13 protein-coding genes are annotated in these 18439 nt (G+C 36.9%); 12 read left to right on the top strand and 1 reads right to left on the bottom strand.

Annotated elements, in window-relative coordinates:
- Positions 1-22: 22 nt before the first annotated feature.
- From N824_RS23100 to N824_RS23085, 4 genes are read left to right on the top strand one after another with little or no spacing between them, the layout of a single operon-like run.
- On the top strand, positions 23-1480 hold the full coding sequence (locus N824_RS23100; protein WP_084498441.1) for a SusD/RagB family nutrient-binding outer membrane lipoprotein: 1458 nt from the start codon (positions 23-25) through the stop codon (positions 1478-1480).
- Positions 1481-1496: 16 nt separating this feature from the next.
- On the top strand, positions 1497-1835 hold the full coding sequence (locus N824_RS23095) for a calcineurin-like phosphoesterase C-terminal domain-containing protein (RefSeq protein WP_048907474.1): 339 nt from the start codon (positions 1497-1499) through the stop codon (positions 1833-1835).
- Between the two features lie 23 nt (positions 1836-1858).
- The gene (locus N824_RS23090) at positions 1859-2761 is read left to right on the top strand and encodes a glycerophosphodiester phosphodiesterase family protein (protein WP_048907473.1); all 903 of its coding nucleotides are present in this window, start codon (positions 1859-1861) and stop codon (positions 2759-2761) included.
- An 8-nt stretch (positions 2762-2769) separates the two neighbouring features.
- A complete protein-coding gene (locus N824_RS23085) occupies positions 2770-3468 on the top strand; it encodes a GDSL-type esterase/lipase family protein (RefSeq protein ID WP_235207252.1) in 699 nt (232 codons plus the stop codon).
- A 29-nt stretch (positions 3469-3497) separates the two neighbouring features.
- Here the strand turns inward: N824_RS23085 and N824_RS23080 are convergent, their stop codons facing one another.
- Positions 3498-4646, bottom strand: coding sequence for an acyl-CoA desaturase (locus tag N824_RS23080; RefSeq protein WP_048907471.1), 1149 nt, complete (start codon positions 4644-4646; stop codon positions 3498-3500).
- A 176-nt stretch (positions 4647-4822) separates the two neighbouring features.
- Between N824_RS23080 and N824_RS23075 the strand changes: the two genes are divergently transcribed.
- The 8 genes from N824_RS23075 (at position 4823) to N824_RS23040 (ending at position 18381) form a co-directional block, all read left to right on the top strand.
- Entirely contained in the window at positions 4823-5833 is a 1011-nt protein-coding gene (locus N824_RS23075; protein WP_048907470.1) for a LacI family DNA-binding transcriptional regulator, read from the top strand.
- Between the two features lie 495 nt (positions 5834-6328).
- Positions 6329-9307, top strand: coding sequence for a SusC/RagA family TonB-linked outer membrane protein (locus tag N824_RS23070; RefSeq protein ID WP_048907469.1), 2979 nt, complete (start codon positions 6329-6331; stop codon positions 9305-9307).
- A gap of 14 nt (positions 9308-9321) precedes the next feature.
- On the top strand, positions 9322-10911 hold the full coding sequence (locus N824_RS23065; RefSeq protein WP_048907468.1) for a RagB/SusD family nutrient uptake outer membrane protein: 1590 nt from the start codon (positions 9322-9324) through the stop codon (positions 10909-10911).
- Positions 10912-10937: 26 nt separating this feature from the next.
- Complete coding sequence (locus tag N824_RS23060) at positions 10938-11945, top strand: SusE domain-containing protein (RefSeq protein WP_048907467.1); 1008 nt, start codon at positions 10938-10940, stop codon at positions 11943-11945.
- A 93-nt stretch (positions 11946-12038) separates the two neighbouring features.
- A complete protein-coding gene (locus tag N824_RS23055) occupies positions 12039-13886 on the top strand; it encodes a glycoside hydrolase family 13 protein (RefSeq protein WP_048907466.1) in 1848 nt (615 codons plus the stop codon).
- On the top strand, positions 13887-14552 hold the full coding sequence (gene pgmB / locus N824_RS23050; RefSeq protein WP_048907465.1) for a beta-phosphoglucomutase: 666 nt from the start codon (positions 13887-13889) through the stop codon (positions 14550-14552). It begins immediately after the preceding gene.
- Between the two features lie 51 nt (positions 14553-14603).
- Entirely contained in the window at positions 14604-16922 is a 2319-nt protein-coding gene (locus N824_RS23045) for a glycoside hydrolase family 65 protein (RefSeq protein ID WP_048907464.1), read from the top strand.
- A 49-nt stretch (positions 16923-16971) separates the two neighbouring features.
- The gene (locus N824_RS23040; RefSeq protein WP_048907463.1) at positions 16972-18381 is read left to right on the top strand and encodes an MFS transporter; all 1410 of its coding nucleotides are present in this window, start codon (positions 16972-16974) and stop codon (positions 18379-18381) included.
- The last annotated feature ends 58 nt before the right edge of the window (positions 18382-18439 follow it).

Raw genomic sequence — 18439 nt, 5'->3', positions numbered from 1 at the left:
TATGGCCAAAAAAGAGATAAAGATGAAAAAAAAGATAATCGCCGTTTTTACTTTAGTTAGTCTAATGGCAGCTTCTTCATGTACCAAAAATTTTGAAGAACTAAATGTTGATCCTAACCGAATAGATAAAGTAACGCCAGGTAGTTTAATCACACCTACCATTTATGGAATGAGTACATATTTTACGGTAAGAAGTTATGACTTTACCTGGCAATTGATGCAGGTGGGGATTCCGAATCCAAGTGTTGCACTTGGAATACATCGCTATGACGTTCAGGAAGGTGCCGGAAATGGGACCTGGAACAATTGTTATAAGTATTTACGGAATGTTAGAGAAATGGAGGCGGCTGCAAAAACATATGATCAGCCAGCTTATAAAGCTGTAGCTGTCACCTTACGAGCCTACATAACTGGTATTTTGACAGATAGTTTTGGCGATATCCCATTTTCAGAAGCATTGCAGGCAGAAGATAAAATCACTCAACCCAAGTTTGATACTCAGGAAGAAATCTATACTTCTTTAATACAACAGTTAGAGGAAGCAAATACAATTTATAGTGGAGCTGAGGTTATGTCGGGGAATGATCTCCTGTATAACAACGTAAAAGCAAACTGGCGTAAGTTCAATAACTCACTTTTAATGCGAATGATTTTGCGTCTTTCAAAAAAAGCTGAGTTTAAAAGTTATGAAAAATTGGCAGCTATGATTGCAAATCCTGCTAAATATCCTGTATTTACAAACAATAGCGAAGCTGCAATTGTAAAAGTTAACGGTGTTGCCCCTTATGATTATGCCTGGGGCCGCCGCCAAGACTACGTTAACTTTACGGCAATGGGCTCTTTCTTTGTTGACATGTTAAATGATCTGGAAGATCCAAGAAGGGCTTTGTTTATGACAAAGGCTTCAAGAATTGTAAATGATAAAGCGGAGAGTATAGGATATAAAGGTTTTACTGCCGGACACTCAGGTGATATAACCCAATTTGACTTTAATCCAAGCACTCCTAATGGGGATTTGATGTACCCAAGTGCAGTAGGTACATTCATTAATGAGATAATAATGAGCTATGCCGAAGTCGAATTTATTAAAGCAGAGGTTGCACTGAAAACAGGAGACTTAGCGGCGGCAAAGGTTGCGTATGAAAAAGGAGTTACTGCGGCGGTTACCCAATGGCCAAATGGTGTAATGCCTGCAAATTATTTTACAAACCAGAGGGCTGTTTTTAACGGCACGTTTGAACAGATAATGAACCAAAAATATCTTGCCCTATTCTTTTGCGATTACCAGCAATGGTTTGAATATCGCAGAACTGGCTTCCCTGTTTTGCCTAAAACAGAATTTATGCTTCATAATGGAGAAATGCCAACCCGTTTTATGTACCATAATGATGTTCGCAGGTTTAATCCTGGTAATTATAAGATCGCCGCTGACCGCATTGGGGGGGATAATGTGATGACCAAGGTATGGTGGGAAAAGTAATTTGACCTTATAAAGCTTGCAGAGATCCTCTGCAAGCTTTTTTTACCAGATATATGTAGATAAACTAACCGACCAAAAAAGGCTGATTGCCAATGTTTGGAATTGGGATCCCGAATGGAAGGTAGAATATATCCTTGACGATAAACCAATGGGATTACTTGAGCAGCTAAAGGGATACGACCCTAAGGCAGTTGAATTATATAAAGGTGATAAATTACCGGTGGGCAGGACTTTTGCCGAACCACGAAAAACAGAACACTTATTTATTGCACATTTTAGCGCTTCAGTAAAAAAGGTTACAGTAGATGTGACTGATCGTTTTGGAAATAAGTATACTGCAGTTACTGAATCATAAAAAATCACGGAATAGAAAAAATAATGAAGAATCTGATTAGTTTAGGAGCAATGGCTTTGTTATGCATGGCCGCCTGTAAAGCAATAAAAAAGACCAGTGGAAACAGTAATTTGGATTTTCCCTCATTTAGTGCCGAAGCACACAGGGGGGGCAGGGGATTGATGCCCGAGAATACTATTGTCGCTATGCAAAATGCAATAGACATTGGCGTTACCACGTTAGAAATGGATACACACATAACTAATGATGGCAAAGTTGTGGTTACGCATGATGATTACCTAAGCCCAGGGTTTATGTTAACATCAGATGGCAAGGATATCCCTACTGCTGATTCAAAAAAATATCCTGTTTATCAAATGAATTATGATCTGTTAAAAACCTTTGACTTAGGGACAAAAGTTCATGCGGGATTTCCAAATCAAAGAAAGATCAAATCTTACATCCCACTTTTAGCAGATCTGATAGACTCTGTTCAGCAATATTCGAAAGGAAAAAAACAGATGTTCTATAATATTGAAACGAAATGTAGTGTGAAAGGTGATAATATTTTGAATCCAGAACCAGATAGATTCGTGAAGCTGTTGATGGATGTTATAGAAAGTAAGGGGATAATTCCTTATGTAGTTATTCAATCTTTTGACAAAAGAACATTGCAGATCCTTAATAAGAAATATCCAAAAGTAAGAACGTCTTTTTTGGTGGATAATAAGAAGACCGTTGACGAAAATTTAGCAGACCTTGGTTTTAATCCATTTATTATGAGTCCGGCTTTTAAAATGGTTGATGATGCTATGGTAAAAAAATGCCATGAAAAACATATTAAAGTGATTCCATGGACAGCAAACACAAAAGAAGATATCAATATATTAAAGCAGATGCAAGTTGATGGAATCATCTCTGACTATCCGGATTTGCTAGGAAACTAAAGAACAAAATGATGAAAAAGAATTCGCTAAATATTTTTTTTACAGGATTTATCCTAATAATTTTCCTTCTTAATAAAGAATCAATAGCACAGACGGTAACCTGGGATAGTACCTACAGACCTGCTAAGTATAAAGAGATAACAGAGGAATTTAATGTAGATAAAAGATCTAAGAAGGATTTTGTGTTTTTGGGTAATAGCATAACGGCTGGTGGTAACTGGGCTAAGTTGCTGAATTTACCTAATGCGAAAAATAGAGGTATCTCTGGAGATATTACATTTGGTGTTTTGGATCGTTTAGATGAAGTAATATCAGGAAGGCCTGCCAAAATATTTATTTTGATAGGAATTAATGATATTTCCAGAAATATCCCTGATAGCATTATTCTTAGAAATTATAAAACAATTATTAGTAAAATAAGCAAAGGTTCAAAAAGAACGAAAATCTATTTTTATACACTTCTGCCCGTAAATAGTGAGTTCAATAAGTTTAAGAATCATTATAATAAGGATGAGCATATCTTGTGGCTAAACGAACAGATTAGAAACTTTAAAGGCAGACAGCTTACAGTGATAGACCTTTATCCAAGGTTTATTGATGGCGCTAATCATCTTAGAGCAGATTTAACAAAAGACGGCTTGCACTTGAATGATGGGGGATATAAGATATGGTCAGATTTTCTTAAAGACAAAGGTTACCTGAAGTAAGATTAACGATAGAAGGCCAGAAAAAGATGCTATAAGTATGCCGCGGAAACTTTCCGGGTAAATAAGCACGATGATTTATTAATGTACTTGTTTTCTGCATAAGTTTCTTTTCCCAATTTGCGTAGTGTTTTATAGTGAGATACCAATGCTGCGGTAAAAGTGGAACTTTCAATATATGGCAGCCCGAATTCTGTTGCAGTTTCTTTAACAATCCCACCAATTGCCGGATAATGTATATGGCATATTTTAGGAAAAAGGTGATGTTCTATTTGTCTGTTTAAACCTCCGCATAAAAAGCCTGTTAATTTACTGTCGATGGCAAAATTAGCAGTTGTTCTCATTTGATGCTCAGCCCAGGCTTCTTCAATATTGCCATGGGTATCCGGATTTGGAAAGCTAGTGCCTTCAACCACATGTGCTAGTTGGAAAACGAGGCCTAATACAAGTCCCTGTGAAAATTGCATCGCTAGGAAACCAACAAGAAATTGCCACCAAGTGATGTCAAGTATCATTAAAGGGAGGCCTATAAATAGGAAATAATAGATTCCTTTATAAAAAAAGAGTTTAAAATATTCAATTTTTGGGTGGGTTAAAACGTGCTCGCCAATCTTCTTTTGAAAGAATTTTTTATAATCTTTTCTGAATACCCAGGATAGCATAGCAAAGCTGTAAAGCACAAAGGCATAAAAATGTTGATATCGCTGCAGTCTGTTAACCGTCTCACCATCTGAAAAACGAATTAAACCAGGCGCTACATCGATATCTTCATCGTGTCCTGCGATATTTGTATAGGTATGATGCACAATATTGTGGCAAATATTCCAGACATATGGGCTTGCACCAATTAGATTAAATACAAAACTGAACATCTTATTAACTGCCAAATGAGGCGAAAGTGCCTTGTGGATGGCATCATGACAAACATTAAACCCTACAAATGCACCAAACATACCTAATATAATAGCTAGCAAAAGCATAATAGGGAGGCTTAAACTTGCGGTAAGAATTAATAAATAACTAACTACAAGACCTGTAAGAAAAAAATACGCCTTAAACCACATTTGTCCATTTGCATAGGTAGAGACATTGTTTTCAGTAAAATAAGCATCAACTCTTGAACGTACAGTTGCATAAAATGCGGATTTATTGGCATTGGTAAACTTGACCTTTTTCGTCATGAATTGTTCTCCCTCTTCTTAATATTGTCTATATCCCTATGATATTCAGCTAATGTACCATAAATATAAAGACATGGTGTAAACGTTATATTATTTAATTACGTTAATACTATGAGTTTAGATTTTCATCTATATTTACCGTGAATTAGTGATTCTATATAAATCATTAAAATTAGATGGATAACGTTAATATTAAGCAATTAGCTAAGGCACTAAATTTATCAACTTCAACAGTTTCAAGAGCTTTTAGAGATAATAGCGATATTAGTAAAGAGACTAAAGAGCGCATATTAACAATGGCAAAGGAGCTGAATTATCAGCCTAATCATCATGCCAGCAATCTAAGAGAGCAGCGTAGCAGAACTATTGCAGTAATTGTTCCTGAGATGGCAAATAACTTTTTCTCTCAAGCTATACATGGGATAGAACGCATAGCACGGGAGAAAGGCTACCACATTCTGATCTATGCTACCGATGACGATTACCAAAAAGAAGTATCTTTTATCAGACATTTACATAATGGGAGGGCAGATGGAATTATAATGTCTGTTTCAGGTGAGGCTAATGACCACAATTATTTAAATGAGCTGACGCAAAAACGTTTACCTCTTGTTTTCTTCGACCGCGTTTACGAAGATATTATTACACCCAGAGTAATTACTAATGATTATGATAGTAGTTTTTCTGCTACCCAACATTTGATTAAGCAGGGATGTACCCGTATAGCTTATCTGGTTATCAATAAGAATCTTTCTATAGGTAAATTTCGGATGCAGGGATATATAGATGCATTAGGAAAATATAAGATACCTTACGATGAAAGCCTTGTAATCGATTGTACAAATAGCTACCCAAAAAATAATGTGATTTTGAAGAAGGTACTTACAGAGTTAAAACCCGATGGCATTTTTACTTCGGTTGAACGCCTTGCATTTGCAACCTATTACGCTTGTTATGATTTGAAAATTTCTGTTCCTGAGCAGCTCAAAGTAGTAGGCTTTTCCAGTTTGGAGATTGCACCTTTATTGAATCCTTCATTAACAACAGTTACACAGCCGGCTACAAAAATTGGTATTGAAGCGGCTTTGCTTTTATTTAAAATGCTCGAAGATCCATCATCGGTAAATCCAAATGAAAAGATCGTCCTTAATTCAAAACTAATCAAGAGAAGATCGACCGAAATCTGAGGTAAAACCTGAATAAAAAGAGTGACGATCAAGCATCCAAAAAACGATACTTTTTAACGAAAAAACAGAGCTGTTTTTTATGGTCTATTTTGCTGTTTTTTTTCAAAAAAAAAATGGCGATTTTCCAATTTCACGCAGAATTTCAATCCAAATCTTAAGGAGTGGCAGTAAAATATGTTGAAAACTTCGGGAACGTTCCCGGTAACGTTCCCGAAGAAATGATCAGAAATACATAAGTGTAAAATATACACTAAATAGCTTTATTTTACTTTGTAAATAGTTTATAATCAAATTATTATTAATTTTTCAGGTTGTTTTATGGAAAAATAGCTTACAAATTTATAAAGCTATTTTTCTTGTTTTGAAGTATAAAATATTGTGTTAGAAAAAAATATGATATAAAATTTTGATTTATCAAGTGCGCTTGTAAATTTACCATAACTGTTACATACTGTTAACATTAACCAAATATTACACTAAAAAACGAGCCCAAATATGAAAGTATTTTACCTTACGAAGCACTGTCTTCTGGTGCTTTTAACACTAGCTGTTTTTGCAGCAAATGCACAAACCAGTTCACTAACTGGAAAAGTGCTCGATGAGACTGGATTACCTTTGCCGGGAGCATCAATACAAATCAAAAGTTTAAACAAAAGTACTACCACTCCGGCCACCGGAATTTTTCAGCTAGGTGGATTAAAGAATGGTGTTGTAACTGTTACGGTTACCTATATAGGATACGAGACCCTTAACCAACAGGTTACCATCAGCGGAAACACCAGCGTAGATTTTAATTTAAAACCAGACGCACAGAATCTTAGTGAAGTGGTTGTAATTGGTTATGGTACTTCGGAGAAAAAGAACTTAACCGGATCAATTACCACTGTTAGTGCCAAAGATTTCCAGAAAGGAGCAATTACTACCCCAGAGCAATTAATTCAAGGCAAGGTTTCGGGTGTAAACATTACCTCAAATGGTGGAGCACCCGGTGCTGGAAGTGTGATCAGGATTAGAGGGGGAGCATCTCTTAATGCAAGTAACGACCCTCTTATTGTAATTGATGGGGTGCCATTAAGTGGCAATACCATTGGTAATGCACCCAGTCCACTTGCGTTAATAAACCCGAATGAGATTGAAAGCTTTACTGTATTGAAAGATGCCAATGCAACGGCAATTTATGGATCAAGGGCATCTAATGGCGTAGTTTTGATCACTACTAAAAAGGGTTCTGCTGGTACGCCGGTAATTAATTTCAGCACAAATAATTCGTATGCAACTATTGCCAAAAAAGTGGGCGTACTTTCTGCTGACCAGATAAGGACCGTTGTTAATGATAATCCAGATGTTAAATATGATGACAATCCTGATCATACATTTAAAGCATTATTAGGTAATTCAAATACAGATTGGCAAGATGAAATCTATAATAATTCATTCACAACGGATAATAATTTAAGTCTTTCGGGAGCTTTCCATGGAGTGCCATACAGGGTTTCTGGAGGTTATTTAGATCAAAAAGGATTGTTAATCACTGACAGATTAAAACGCGCTACCGGTGGGTTCGGAATTTCACCAAAACTATTTGGCGACCACCTGAAAATTGATCTGAATTTAAAAGGGTCATTAACAGAAGCTCATTTTGCAAATCAGGATGCGATACAAAATGCTATCCAATTTGATCCTACCCAATCAGTCTATGCAGAGAATAAGTACGGTAACTATTTTGAATGGATTCAGGGTGATGTTCCTAATCCGAATGCGCCAAGGAATCCAGTTGGACTGATCAGACTAAAAGATAATAACGGAAAAACAGAGAGAAGCTTTGGTAACGCGCAATTCGATTACTCTTTTCATTTTTTACCTGAGCTACACGCTAATCTTAATTTAGGTTATGATGTTTCAAAAGGTTATGGAACCGTTCGTGTGCCAATATATGCAGCTCAGAGTGCCGCCACGCAAGGCTCCTTTACGCGATCAGTAGGTACCCAAAGAAATAAAGTTTCTGAGTTCTATTTAAATTATGCCAAATACGTTGAAAGTATTAAAAGCAAATTCGATGTAACCGCAGGTTATGGATACTATGACAACTCTTCCACTACTTATAACTTTGCAAGCTACAAAGGAACCGGAGAAGTTATATCAACCCCAACTTTCCCATTTGCAATAGAGCGTGAAAAATTACTTTCATACTACGGTAGGTTTGTATATACCCTTGCAGATAAATATATTCTGTCAGCAACTATGCGTGCGGATGGCTCCTCTAGGTTTGCAGAGGAAAATCGTTGGGGTTATTTCCCTTCAGTAGGTTTTACCTGGAGAATAATTGGCGAGGATTTTCTTAAGGACAGTAAAGTCTTGTCTGACTTGAAATTGAGATTAAGTTATGGTGAAACCGGAAATAAAGATGGAATTGGTAACTACAATTATTTGTCAAAGTACTATTCAAATACCGGGCAAGGGCAATACCAGATTGGAGATACTCTTTACGACTATTACACACCAGCGGCTTACGATCCTGATTTAAGATGGGAAACCACTACAACCTATAACGCTGGTTTAGATTACGGTTTCTTTGATGGACGCATTTATGGTGGGATTGATGTTTATTATAAAAAAACAAAAGATCTATTATCGACTGTTGATATTCCTTCTGGAACCAATTTTAACAACAGGTTGTTAACCAATGTTGGTAATATGGATGTAAGAGGAGCAGAAGGTAATTTGAACTTCTCGGTAATCAAAGGTGAAAATACCAACTGGGATTTTGGAGTAAATGCTGCCTACAATAAAAGAAAGGTAACCAATCTTTCTCTAAACCCTGACCCTAAGTTTATAATTGATGCGGGTGGCATCACTGGTGGTACAGGAATAAACCTAAAATATAATGCGATCAACCAGATTCCGGGTTCTTTTTATGTGTATAAACAAGTTTATGATTCAAATGATAAACCACTTGAAGGTGTTTATGCAGATTTAAATGGAGATGGCATTATTAATACAGGTGACCAGTATTTCTACAAAGCACCTGATCCTAAATTTACATTTGGTTTTAATACTTCTTTCAATTATAAAAAATGGACTTTAAGCGCAGTTTTAAGAGCTAATCTGGGTAATTATATTTATGATAATGTTTCTTCAAACTTCGGTGTTAAACGAAATATCCTAAGCCCTACAGGTTTAATAAACAATGCCACTTCCGATATCTATAATACAAACTTTACTAATAACCAGTATCTAAGTGATTATTATATAAAAAATGCATCTTTTTTAAAGATGGATAATGCGGGGATTGCTTTTGATGCAGGAAGAATATCTAAAAGTAATAACATCACTTTACGTATATCGGCAAATTGTCAGAACGTATTCGTAGTTACAAAGTATAAAGGTTTAGACCCGGAATCAATTTTAGGGATTGATTATAACCTGTATCCACGACCAAGAACATATACTTTAGGTTTTAATGTTGGTTTTTAATTAAAAGAAATAGAATGAGAAATTTATATAAAATATTAACAGTTTCCAGCATTTTATGGATGTCTGTCTCTTCATGTAAGAAGAGTGATTTGAACTTAACACCTACCAATGATCAAATAGCGGCCAGCGTTTATTCAACGCCGGCAGGTTATAAGCAAGAATTGGTGAAATTATATGCAAGTTATGCCTTAACCCATTCAAGTGGTGCAACTGCCGAAAGTGATATAGGTGGACTAAATCCTGGTTTTACCGATTTCTTAAGACTGTTCTGGATGTCGCAAGAGCTAACCTCAGATGAGGCTATTTGCTCTTGGAATGATACTGGAATTCCTGATTTGAATCAGATGACCTGGACTTCAGAAACTACATTTTTAAGAGGGTTATATTCACGCAGTATTTATCAGATTACTGTTTGTAATGAATTCCTTCGTGAAAGTACACCAGAGAAACTTTCATCAAGAGGTATTTCGGGGGCTGATGCTACGGCTGTTCAGAGATACCGCGCCGAAGCCCGATTCTTAAGAGCATTTCAGTATTGGGTATTATTAGATGGTTTTGGGAATCCTCCGTTTATAACTGAAAACGATGTTATTGGTAAAGTTCCGCCTAAACAAATCAAGCGTACAGACTTATTTAATTATGTTGAATCAGAACTAAAAGCAATTGAATCTGATCTTGCTGATGCCCAAACGAATGAATACGGCAGAGCTGATAAAGGTGCTGATTGGGCCCTATTGGCAAGGCTATATCTAAATGCAGAGATATACACAGGCACGGCAAAATACACAGAAGCAATTACCTATTCGAGTAAAGTTATTAATGGCGGTTATTCTCTTGCCAGTACTTATAAAAACCTATTTCTAACAGATAATAACGTTACAAGTAAAAATGAATTAATTCTAACCATTAATTATGATGGTATTCACACTCAAAATGATGGAGGTACTACATATCTTATAAATGCAGCTATCAATGGAGATATGAATCCGGCTTCTTTTGGTGTGCCAACTGGTGGATGGGCAGGTAACCGTACTAAGAATCCTCTTCCTCTGATTTTTGGAGATTACAGCGGTAACACAGATAAGAGAGCAATGTTCTTTGGAACAAAGCTTACCAATGATGAAATGGGTGTTTTCTCTGATGGGTTAAGAGTTACTAAATTTAGAAATGTAAACTCAGTAGGAGTTCCTGCTCCTTCAATTGAGGGCAAATTTTCTTCTCTTGATTTTCCGTTGTTCCGCCTGGCTGAACAATACTTAATTTATAGCGAAGCTGTTACCAGGGGTGGGGCTGGTGGTAATGCAGCTCAGGCGCTTACCTATGTGAATAATTTACGTGAACGTGCTTATGGCAACGCTTCCGGAAATGTGACCTCTTTATCAATTCCCTTTTTCCTGGATGAAAGAGCAAGGGAATTGTATTGGGAAGGTTTTCGCCGCACAGATCTAATACGTTATGGTAAATATACGAACGCCTCGTATGTATGGCCATTTAAAGGTGGTGCTAAAGCTGGTACTGGGGTATCGGAAACAAGGAATTTGTTCCCAATACCATCTGCTGATCTTATTGCTAATACAAATTTAGTCCAAAACGCAGGTTATTAATTTAACATAAAGAAGAAATTATTGATATGAAATCATTAATCATAAAATCCATTGCTTTAGGTTTAATCACCATAGGGCTTTGGTCTTGTAAAAAAGAGGAAACGAAGATCGTTGCATCCTCGGGTACCCCCGGAACTTTGAAATCATCTGTATCAACATTAGTACTGGATAAGGCTATGTTAGAGACAGATGTAATTACACTTGACTTAACTAATGCCTCGTTCGGATATCAGGCGGGCATTACAAATGTGTTTCAAATGGCAGTTAAAGGAACAGACTTTAAAACGCCTAAAGAAGTTGCATTAGAAGCAAATGCATTCTCAAAAGTATTTAAGGGTGTTGATTTTAATAATTTGTTATTGGCACTGAACCTATCGTTTACTGAAAATTCAGAGGTAGAAATGAGGATTAAGTCGTCAATTTCCAGTGCTGTAGCACCGGTTTACAGTAATGCATTAACACTTAGTGCCCGACCATTCCCATTAACTACATGGATTTATGTTCCAGGGGCATATCAGGGTTGGAATCCACAAACAGCAGACAGCCTAATTTCACCTACGGGAAATGGTGAGTTTAAAGGAGTAATTGGATTTACTCCAGGTAATCTTGAATTTAAAATTACACCGGCAAAAAAATGGGATATTGCCTATGGAGATGCGGGTGGTGGTAAAATAAGTCCAACTGCAGGTGATAATTTTAAAGCTCCCGCTGCAGGTGCATTTCAGCTTTTTGTTGATTTAAACAAGAATCAAATAGAAATTACTCCAATAGTGTTTGCACTTATTGGAGATGCAACACCAAAAGGATGGGATGGAGATACAGATATGGCCTATGCCCATGGTTTATGGACAGTTACTGCTGATTTAAAAATTGGAGAAATGAAATTCAGGCAGGATCATAAATGGGATGTGAACTATGGCGGTAGTGGCGGAACTGCAATTTTTAATGGTAGCAATATTAAAGTTACTTCAGCGGGTAGTTATACCATCACATTCGATGTGAATAATTTGAAGTATACTCTGATTAAAAACTAACTTTCATATATAAATATTACCCCGCATTGCTCAATCTTTGCGGGGTATATATTATCTAATCTCGTATTTTTTATAACCGATTAATCTAAAAAAATGAGGAAATCATTTATTCTATTGTTTCTTGCTCTATTGGTGGCAAGGGTTAGTGCACAAAAGCTAGAACGTGTTGAACCAATGTTTTGGTGGGTCGGAATGCACAATCCTAAATTGCAGCTTCTTGTACATGGGACTGAGATAGCTACGTTAGAGACAGATATAAACTATCCGGGAGTGAAGCTTCTAGAAATCCATAAAGTTGAAAACCCAAATTATCTTTTTCTTGATCTTGAAATATCTGCAGGAGCTAAGGCAGGTAAATTCCCGATTATATTTAATAGAAATGGCAAAAAGAAGTTGCAATATGTTTATGAACTTAAAAACAAAGAAGAATCTCCGTCCAGAATTCAGGGAGTAACTAATAAAGATCTTATTTATCTGTTAATGCCAGACCGTTTTGCAAATGGTGATAAATCTAATGATGTAATAAAGGGAATGCGCGAAACTAAGTTGAATCGCGATTCGATGTATTACCGTCATGGTGGTGACCTGCAAGGATTAATTGGTAAACTCGATTATTTAAAAGACCTCGGTATTACCACCATATGGATGACACCGGAAATCGAAAATGATATGCCACTGGCTTCGTACCATGGTTATGCTGCTACAGATCATTACAAAATTGACCCACGCTATGGCACCTTAGAACTTTACAAAACATATGTTAATAAAGCGCACGAAAAAGGACTAAAGGTGATTAAGGATGTTGTTCATAATCATATGGGAACCGGTCATTGGTTCTATAATGATATGCCAATGAAAGATTGGGTTAATCACTGGCCGGCTTATACACAAACCAGCTACCGAGATGAGCCTGTAATGGACCCGCATGCTTCGGGAACAGATAAGAAAAAAATGCTGGACGGGTGGTTTGTACCCTCAATGCCAGATTTCAATCAGAAAAATCCATACGTTCAAAATTACATTACTCAAAATCACATCTGGTGGATCGAATACGCAGGTATTGATGGATTAAGATTAGATACTTATCCGTATAATGAACCTGAATATATGAGAGATTGGGCTATAAAGCTAAAGGCCGAATTTCCGACCTTATCTATTTTTGGTGAAACGCTAGTAAATTCTGTTGCTGCTCAAGCCTTTTTTACGGGTGGAAGCACTGTAAGGCCAGGTTTTGATACCGAACTGCCGGGAGTAACAGACGCTGTTGTCAAAAATGCAATTTATGAAGCTTTGAATGGAAAGTCAGGATGGACTGATGGGATCTTTAGACTTTACACTACTATTGCTCAAGACTTCCTGTATAAGGATGTAGACCAGAATGTAGTTTTCCTTGATAATCATGATATGAGTAGGTTTTATTCTATGGTTGGCGACGACCTTAATAAATTCAAAACAGGTATGTCTATTTTATTAACCATGCGCGGAATACCTCAAATCTATTATGGTACAGAAATTCTAATGAAAAACTTTTCTAACCCTGATGGATTGGTGCGCTCTGATTTTCCAGGAGGATGGGAGGGAGACAAGACCGATAAATTTACAAAAAATGGTCGCACGGCCCAGGAAAATGAAGCTTGGAATCATATCCGTATTCTCGCCAATTACAGAAAAGAGAGTGTAGCATTGCAAACAGGCAAGTTAATGCAGTTTGTACCTGAAGATGGGGTGTATACTTATTTCAGATATACTGTAGATGGCAAAAAGGATGTAATGATCTTAGTTAACACAGAAGATAAAGTAAAAGAGTTAAACACCTCTCGCTTTGAGCAGTGCCTTTCAAAAGTAACCTCTGCCACTAACGTCCTTACAAAGGAAAAACTAAATAGTATTAAAACCATTTCAGTACCTGCGAAAACAACCCTTGTTTTAGAATTAAACTAGATGCAATATACACAACAAATAGCCTGCATATTCGATCTTGATGGAGTACTGGTAGATACAGCAGTTTATCATTACAAAGCCTGGAAACAGCTGGCCAACTCATTGGGCTTTGATTTTACTCCATTGCAAAATGAGCAGTTAAAAGGAGTAAACAGAATGCGTTCATTAGAAATGATTTTGGATTGGGGTGGTATGCGGAAATCTGCTGTAGAAAAAGAAGAATTAGCAAATCTCAAAAATTCATGGTATGTAGCTATGATCAATAAAATGACAACAGATGAGGTGCTGCCTGGTTCTTTAGCATTATTGACCGAATTAAAATCTTCTGGTATAAAAATCGCTTTAGGATCGGCAAGTAAAAACTCATCTATTATTTTACAGCGTACCAATCTTGCACATTTCTTTGATGCAATTGTTGATGGGAATTCAGTTGCAACCTCCAAACCAGACCCGGAAGTTTTTTTGAAAGCGGCAGAAATATTAAATACGGAACCTAAAAACTGTGTTGTATTTGAAGATGCGCAAGCAGGGGTAATGGCTGCACTTGCTGCTAATATGAAAGTGGTTGGAATAGGTGATGAAGAACATTTGACAGAAACGCACCTAATAGCGAAAGATCTGTCAGAGATTACACTCGAAAAAATCCTTGCCTTAAGGAATAATTAATTTGAAAATGCATAAGGCCAACTAACATTAATTACCAGAGAAGAATAGACGATGAAGAATTATATAAAACCAGATGAATGGAATATTATAGAGGAAGGGTTTGATCCACATTTAAACAAAATATCAGAAAGTATTTTTAGCATTGGGAATGGTCGGATGGGACAGCGTGCTAATTTTGAGGAAGCTTATTCAGGAGAAACCCTTCAGGGAAATTATGTAGCAGGGATCTATTATCCAGATAAAACCCGTGTAGGGTGGTGGAAAAATGGCTATCCTGAATATTTTGCTAAGGTTCTTAATGCCACAAACTGGGTAGGTATTGATATTAGGATTGGGGATGAGACTCTTGACCTCAATAACTGTAAGATTACAGACTTCAAACGTGTATTAAATATGAAGGAGGGGTATCTTACACGCTCATTTATTGCCGAAAATAAAAATGGGAAAGCTGTTAAAGTTATTGCCAAACGATTTTGCAGTATTGTAGATGATGAAGTGGGAGCATTACATTATCAATTGGTGCCACTAAACTTTGAAAACATTGTATTATCTGTTACTTCTTTTATTGACGGAGATGTAAAGAATGAAGACTCCAATTATGATGAAAAGTTCTGGAATGAGGTAAGTAAAGAGCAGAATAAGAATACCGATTATTTATTACTAAAAACAAAAAAAACTGATTTTGATGTTTGTACGGGTGCAAGATCAACCATATTGATAAATAATGAAAGTGTAAGCTTAAGTCCGGTTGTGAGTGAAAAATACCTTGGCCAAACAGTTAAGGTAAATGTTAAGCAGGGCGATGTGATTGATGTTTATAAAATTGTATCCAATCTAACTTCCGAGAATCACGAGAAGCCAGTGCTAATTGAAAGATCAAAACAAGTAATCGATCAAGCTTCCGCCAAGGGTTTTGAACAGTTGCTGAAAGAACACTCAGATGCTTGGGCAGTTAAATGGCAGGAAAGCGATATTGTCATTGCTGGTGATGTTGCTGCTCAGCAAGCAATTAGATTTAACATATTTCAATTAAATCAAACATATACGGGTAAAGATGCAAGATTAAATATCGGACCTAAAGGGTTTACCGGAGAAAAGTACGGTGGCTCAACTTATTGGGATACTGAAGCCTATTGTATTCCTTTCTATTTATCAACGGCTCCTCAGAAAGTAGCTAAAAACTTATTGGTATATCGCTATAAACATCTTCAAAAGGCAATTGAAAACGCATCAAAGCTTGGTTTTAAAGATGGGGCCGCCCTATATCCGATGGTAACTATGAACGGAGAAGAGTGCCACAATGAATGGGAGATAACTTTCGAAGAAATTCATAGAAATGGAGCCATAGCTTTTGCCATATTTAACTATGTCCGTTATACTGGTGATGAAAGTTACTTAAGTGAATATGGATTAGAAGTTTTGATTGGCATCGCTCGTTTTTGGAAACAAAGGGTTAATTGGAGTACAGAAAAGAATAAGTATGTAATGCTGGGGGTAACCGGGCCAAACGAATACGAGAATAATGTTAATAACAATTGGTATACCAATACATTAGCAGCTTGGTGCCTAGAATATACAGTTGAAGCTGCGGAAATAGTGAAGGAAAAACATCCGGAGCAGTACCAGAGTGTAATATTAAAAACAAATCTGAACACGGATTTGGAGTTCGCTGATTGGACAAAAATAGTGGTCAATATGTATTACCCTTATGATGAAAATACAGGAGTGTTTCTGCAACAGGATGGTTTTATGGATAAGGAACAGCTTCTGGTTAAAGACTTGCCTGCTGAGGAGCGACCTCTTAATCAAAAATGGAGCTGGGACAGAATATTGCGATCGGGCTTCATCAAGCAGGCGGATGTGCTCCAGGGAATGTATTTCTTTGAAGAGGATTATGAATTGGAAACTTTAAGAAAAAACTTCGATTTTTATGAAAGCCGAACCGTTCATGAAAGCTCCCTTTCGCCCTGTGTGCATAGCATATTAGCTGCAAAACTAAACGACGAACAACGCGCGTATGAATTTTACCTGCGTACTGCGCGCCTGGATCTGGATGATTATAATAATGATACGGAAGACGGTCTTCATATCACTTCTATGGCAGGTACCTGGATGAGCATTGTTGAAGGATTTGCCGGAATGCGGGTAAGAAACAACCAGCTAAAGTTCAGCCCGTTTTTACCCAAGCAGTGGGATGCTTTTTCTTTTACCATTGGTTTTAGAGGGGTACAATTAAAAATAAAGATAACTACAGGTCAAATTATCATCACCAATAATTCAGAACAAACCCTTGAAGTACTTATATTCAATGAATCATATAGTATCCCCAAGGGTGAAAAGGTGATTTCTTATAATGGAACATTGGCATAATAAGGGTTAAAGTTATGTCTTCATCTGCACAAATGATTGAATTTTTAATATGGAAAAGAGTAGCGTTAAACTAGTTAAACCAAAATTGTCCTTTTGGAATATCTTCAATATGAGCTTTGGATTTTTGGGAATACAATTTGGATTTGCATTACAAGGTGGTTTCATGTCAAGAATTTTCCAAACCCTAGGGGCAAGCGAAGGCGAAATCCCAATGCTTTGGGTAGCTGCGCCCTTAACAGGTTTACTTGTCCAGCCGATAATCGGTTATTTAAGTGACAGGACATGGCACCCAACGTGGGGCCGCAGGAAGCCTTTCTTTTTGATAGGAGCCATTTTAAGTACCTTAACATTGTTCTTTTTACCGCATTCTCCTGTGCTTTGGGTTGCTGCAGGATGCTTGTGGGTTCTGGATGCATCTATAAATATAAGTATGGAGCCTTTTAGAGCGCTTGTAGCCGATAAGCTGCCTGAATCCCAACGGTCTTACGGTTTCGTAATGCAAACTTTAATTATCGGTGTAGGCACATGGATTGCAAGTAATTTACCCTGGTTGGTAAGTAAATTAGGCGTGTCAAACGTTTCGGATCCCGGTATAGTTCCTCTTTCAATTAAAATAGCATTTGCCATAGGTGGAGCAGTATTTCTTTTATCAATATTATATACCATTTTTACTACCTCAGAATATCCTCCGGAAGATATTGAAGAACTAAAGAAATCAAACCACGAGAGTAAGGGGCTTTTAAACGGAGTTAAGGAGATTTTTCAAAGTATATCCAACATGCCAAAAACTATGGCACTTCTTGGGGTAATACAATTCTTTAGCTGGTTCGCTTTTTTTGCCATGTGGAGTTTGGCTACACCGGCATTAACTGATCATGTTTTTAAAGCACCATTGCCTTTGGAACAAGCCTATAATATGAGTGATGCTGCATCAAATACACTGTTTGCCGATGCCAGTAAGGCATATAACAATGCGGCTGATCTTGTAGGTTCTTATATGGGGATGTATGGTTTATCATCGATGGCTTTTGCCTTGATATTAACACTATATGCTGCAAAGCGAGATATCAATAGAAAATATATCCATATGATTAGTTTGCTGGCAGGGGGGATTGGGTTTATTTCGATGTACTTTATTAGTGATCCGGAGTACCTCATTTATTCCTTTATATTAATTGGAGTTTCATGGGGTAGTATACTATCTATGCCTTACGCGATGCTTTCAAGTGCGATACATGCAAAAAAAATGGGTATGTATATGGGGATCTTTAATATGTTTATTGTTATTCCACAAATTATAGCGGCTACTGGGGGGCTAAATTTTCTTTATCATTTAATTTTTGGTAAGGAAGCCATTAATGCCATGTTACTCGCAGGTACCTCTTTAATTATCGGAGGGCTAGCTAATTTTCTAATTACTGATCCAAAGGTTATTAAACATGTAAGTACAGATTTATAACATAAAGGTTGACGTGATTATAAACTTACCGTAAACTTGTATCTACAATAAAAAGGAG

This window comes from Pedobacter sp. V48 (assembly GCF_000523515.1).
GTDB lineage: Bacteria > Bacteroidota > Bacteroidia > Sphingobacteriales > Sphingobacteriaceae > Pedobacter.
The sequence above is the reverse complement of the archived record's forward strand: the minus strand, read 5'-3'. Positions and strand labels throughout refer to the sequence as shown.

Excerpts from the sequence above, each read along its gene's own strand:
- N824_RS23100 (WP_084498441.1), top strand. The coding sequence starts at position 23 with ATGAAAAAAAAGATAATCGCCGTTTTTACTTTAGTTAGTCTAATGGCA.
- N824_RS23090 (WP_048907473.1), top strand. The coding sequence starts at position 1,859 with ATGAAGAATCTGATTAGTTTAGGAGCAATGGCTTTGTTATGCATGGCC.
- N824_RS23085 (WP_235207252.1), top strand. The coding sequence starts at position 2,770 with ATGATGAAAAAGAATTCGCTAAATATTTTTTTTACAGGATTTATCCTA.
- N824_RS23080 (WP_048907471.1), bottom strand. The coding sequence starts at position 4,646 with ATGACGAAAAAGGTCAAGTTTACCAATGCCAATAAATCCGCATTTTAT.
- N824_RS23075 (WP_048907470.1), top strand. The coding sequence starts at position 4,823 with ATGGATAACGTTAATATTAAGCAATTAGCTAAGGCACTAAATTTATCA.
- N824_RS23070 (WP_048907469.1), top strand. The coding sequence starts at position 6,329 with ATGAAAGTATTTTACCTTACGAAGCACTGTCTTCTGGTGCTTTTAACA.
- N824_RS23065 (WP_048907468.1), top strand. The coding sequence starts at position 9,322 with ATGAGAAATTTATATAAAATATTAACAGTTTCCAGCATTTTATGGATG.
- N824_RS23060 (WP_048907467.1), top strand. The coding sequence starts at position 10,938 with ATGAAATCATTAATCATAAAATCCATTGCTTTAGGTTTAATCACCATA.
- N824_RS23055 (WP_048907466.1), top strand. The coding sequence starts at position 12,039 with ATGAGGAAATCATTTATTCTATTGTTTCTTGCTCTATTGGTGGCAAGG.
- pgmB (WP_048907465.1), top strand. The coding sequence starts at position 13,887 with ATGCAATATACACAACAAATAGCCTGCATATTCGATCTTGATGGAGTA.
- N824_RS23045 (WP_048907464.1), top strand. The coding sequence starts at position 14,604 with ATGAAGAATTATATAAAACCAGATGAATGGAATATTATAGAGGAAGGG.
- N824_RS23040 (WP_048907463.1), top strand. The coding sequence starts at position 16,972 with ATGGAAAAGAGTAGCGTTAAACTAGTTAAACCAAAATTGTCCTTTTGG.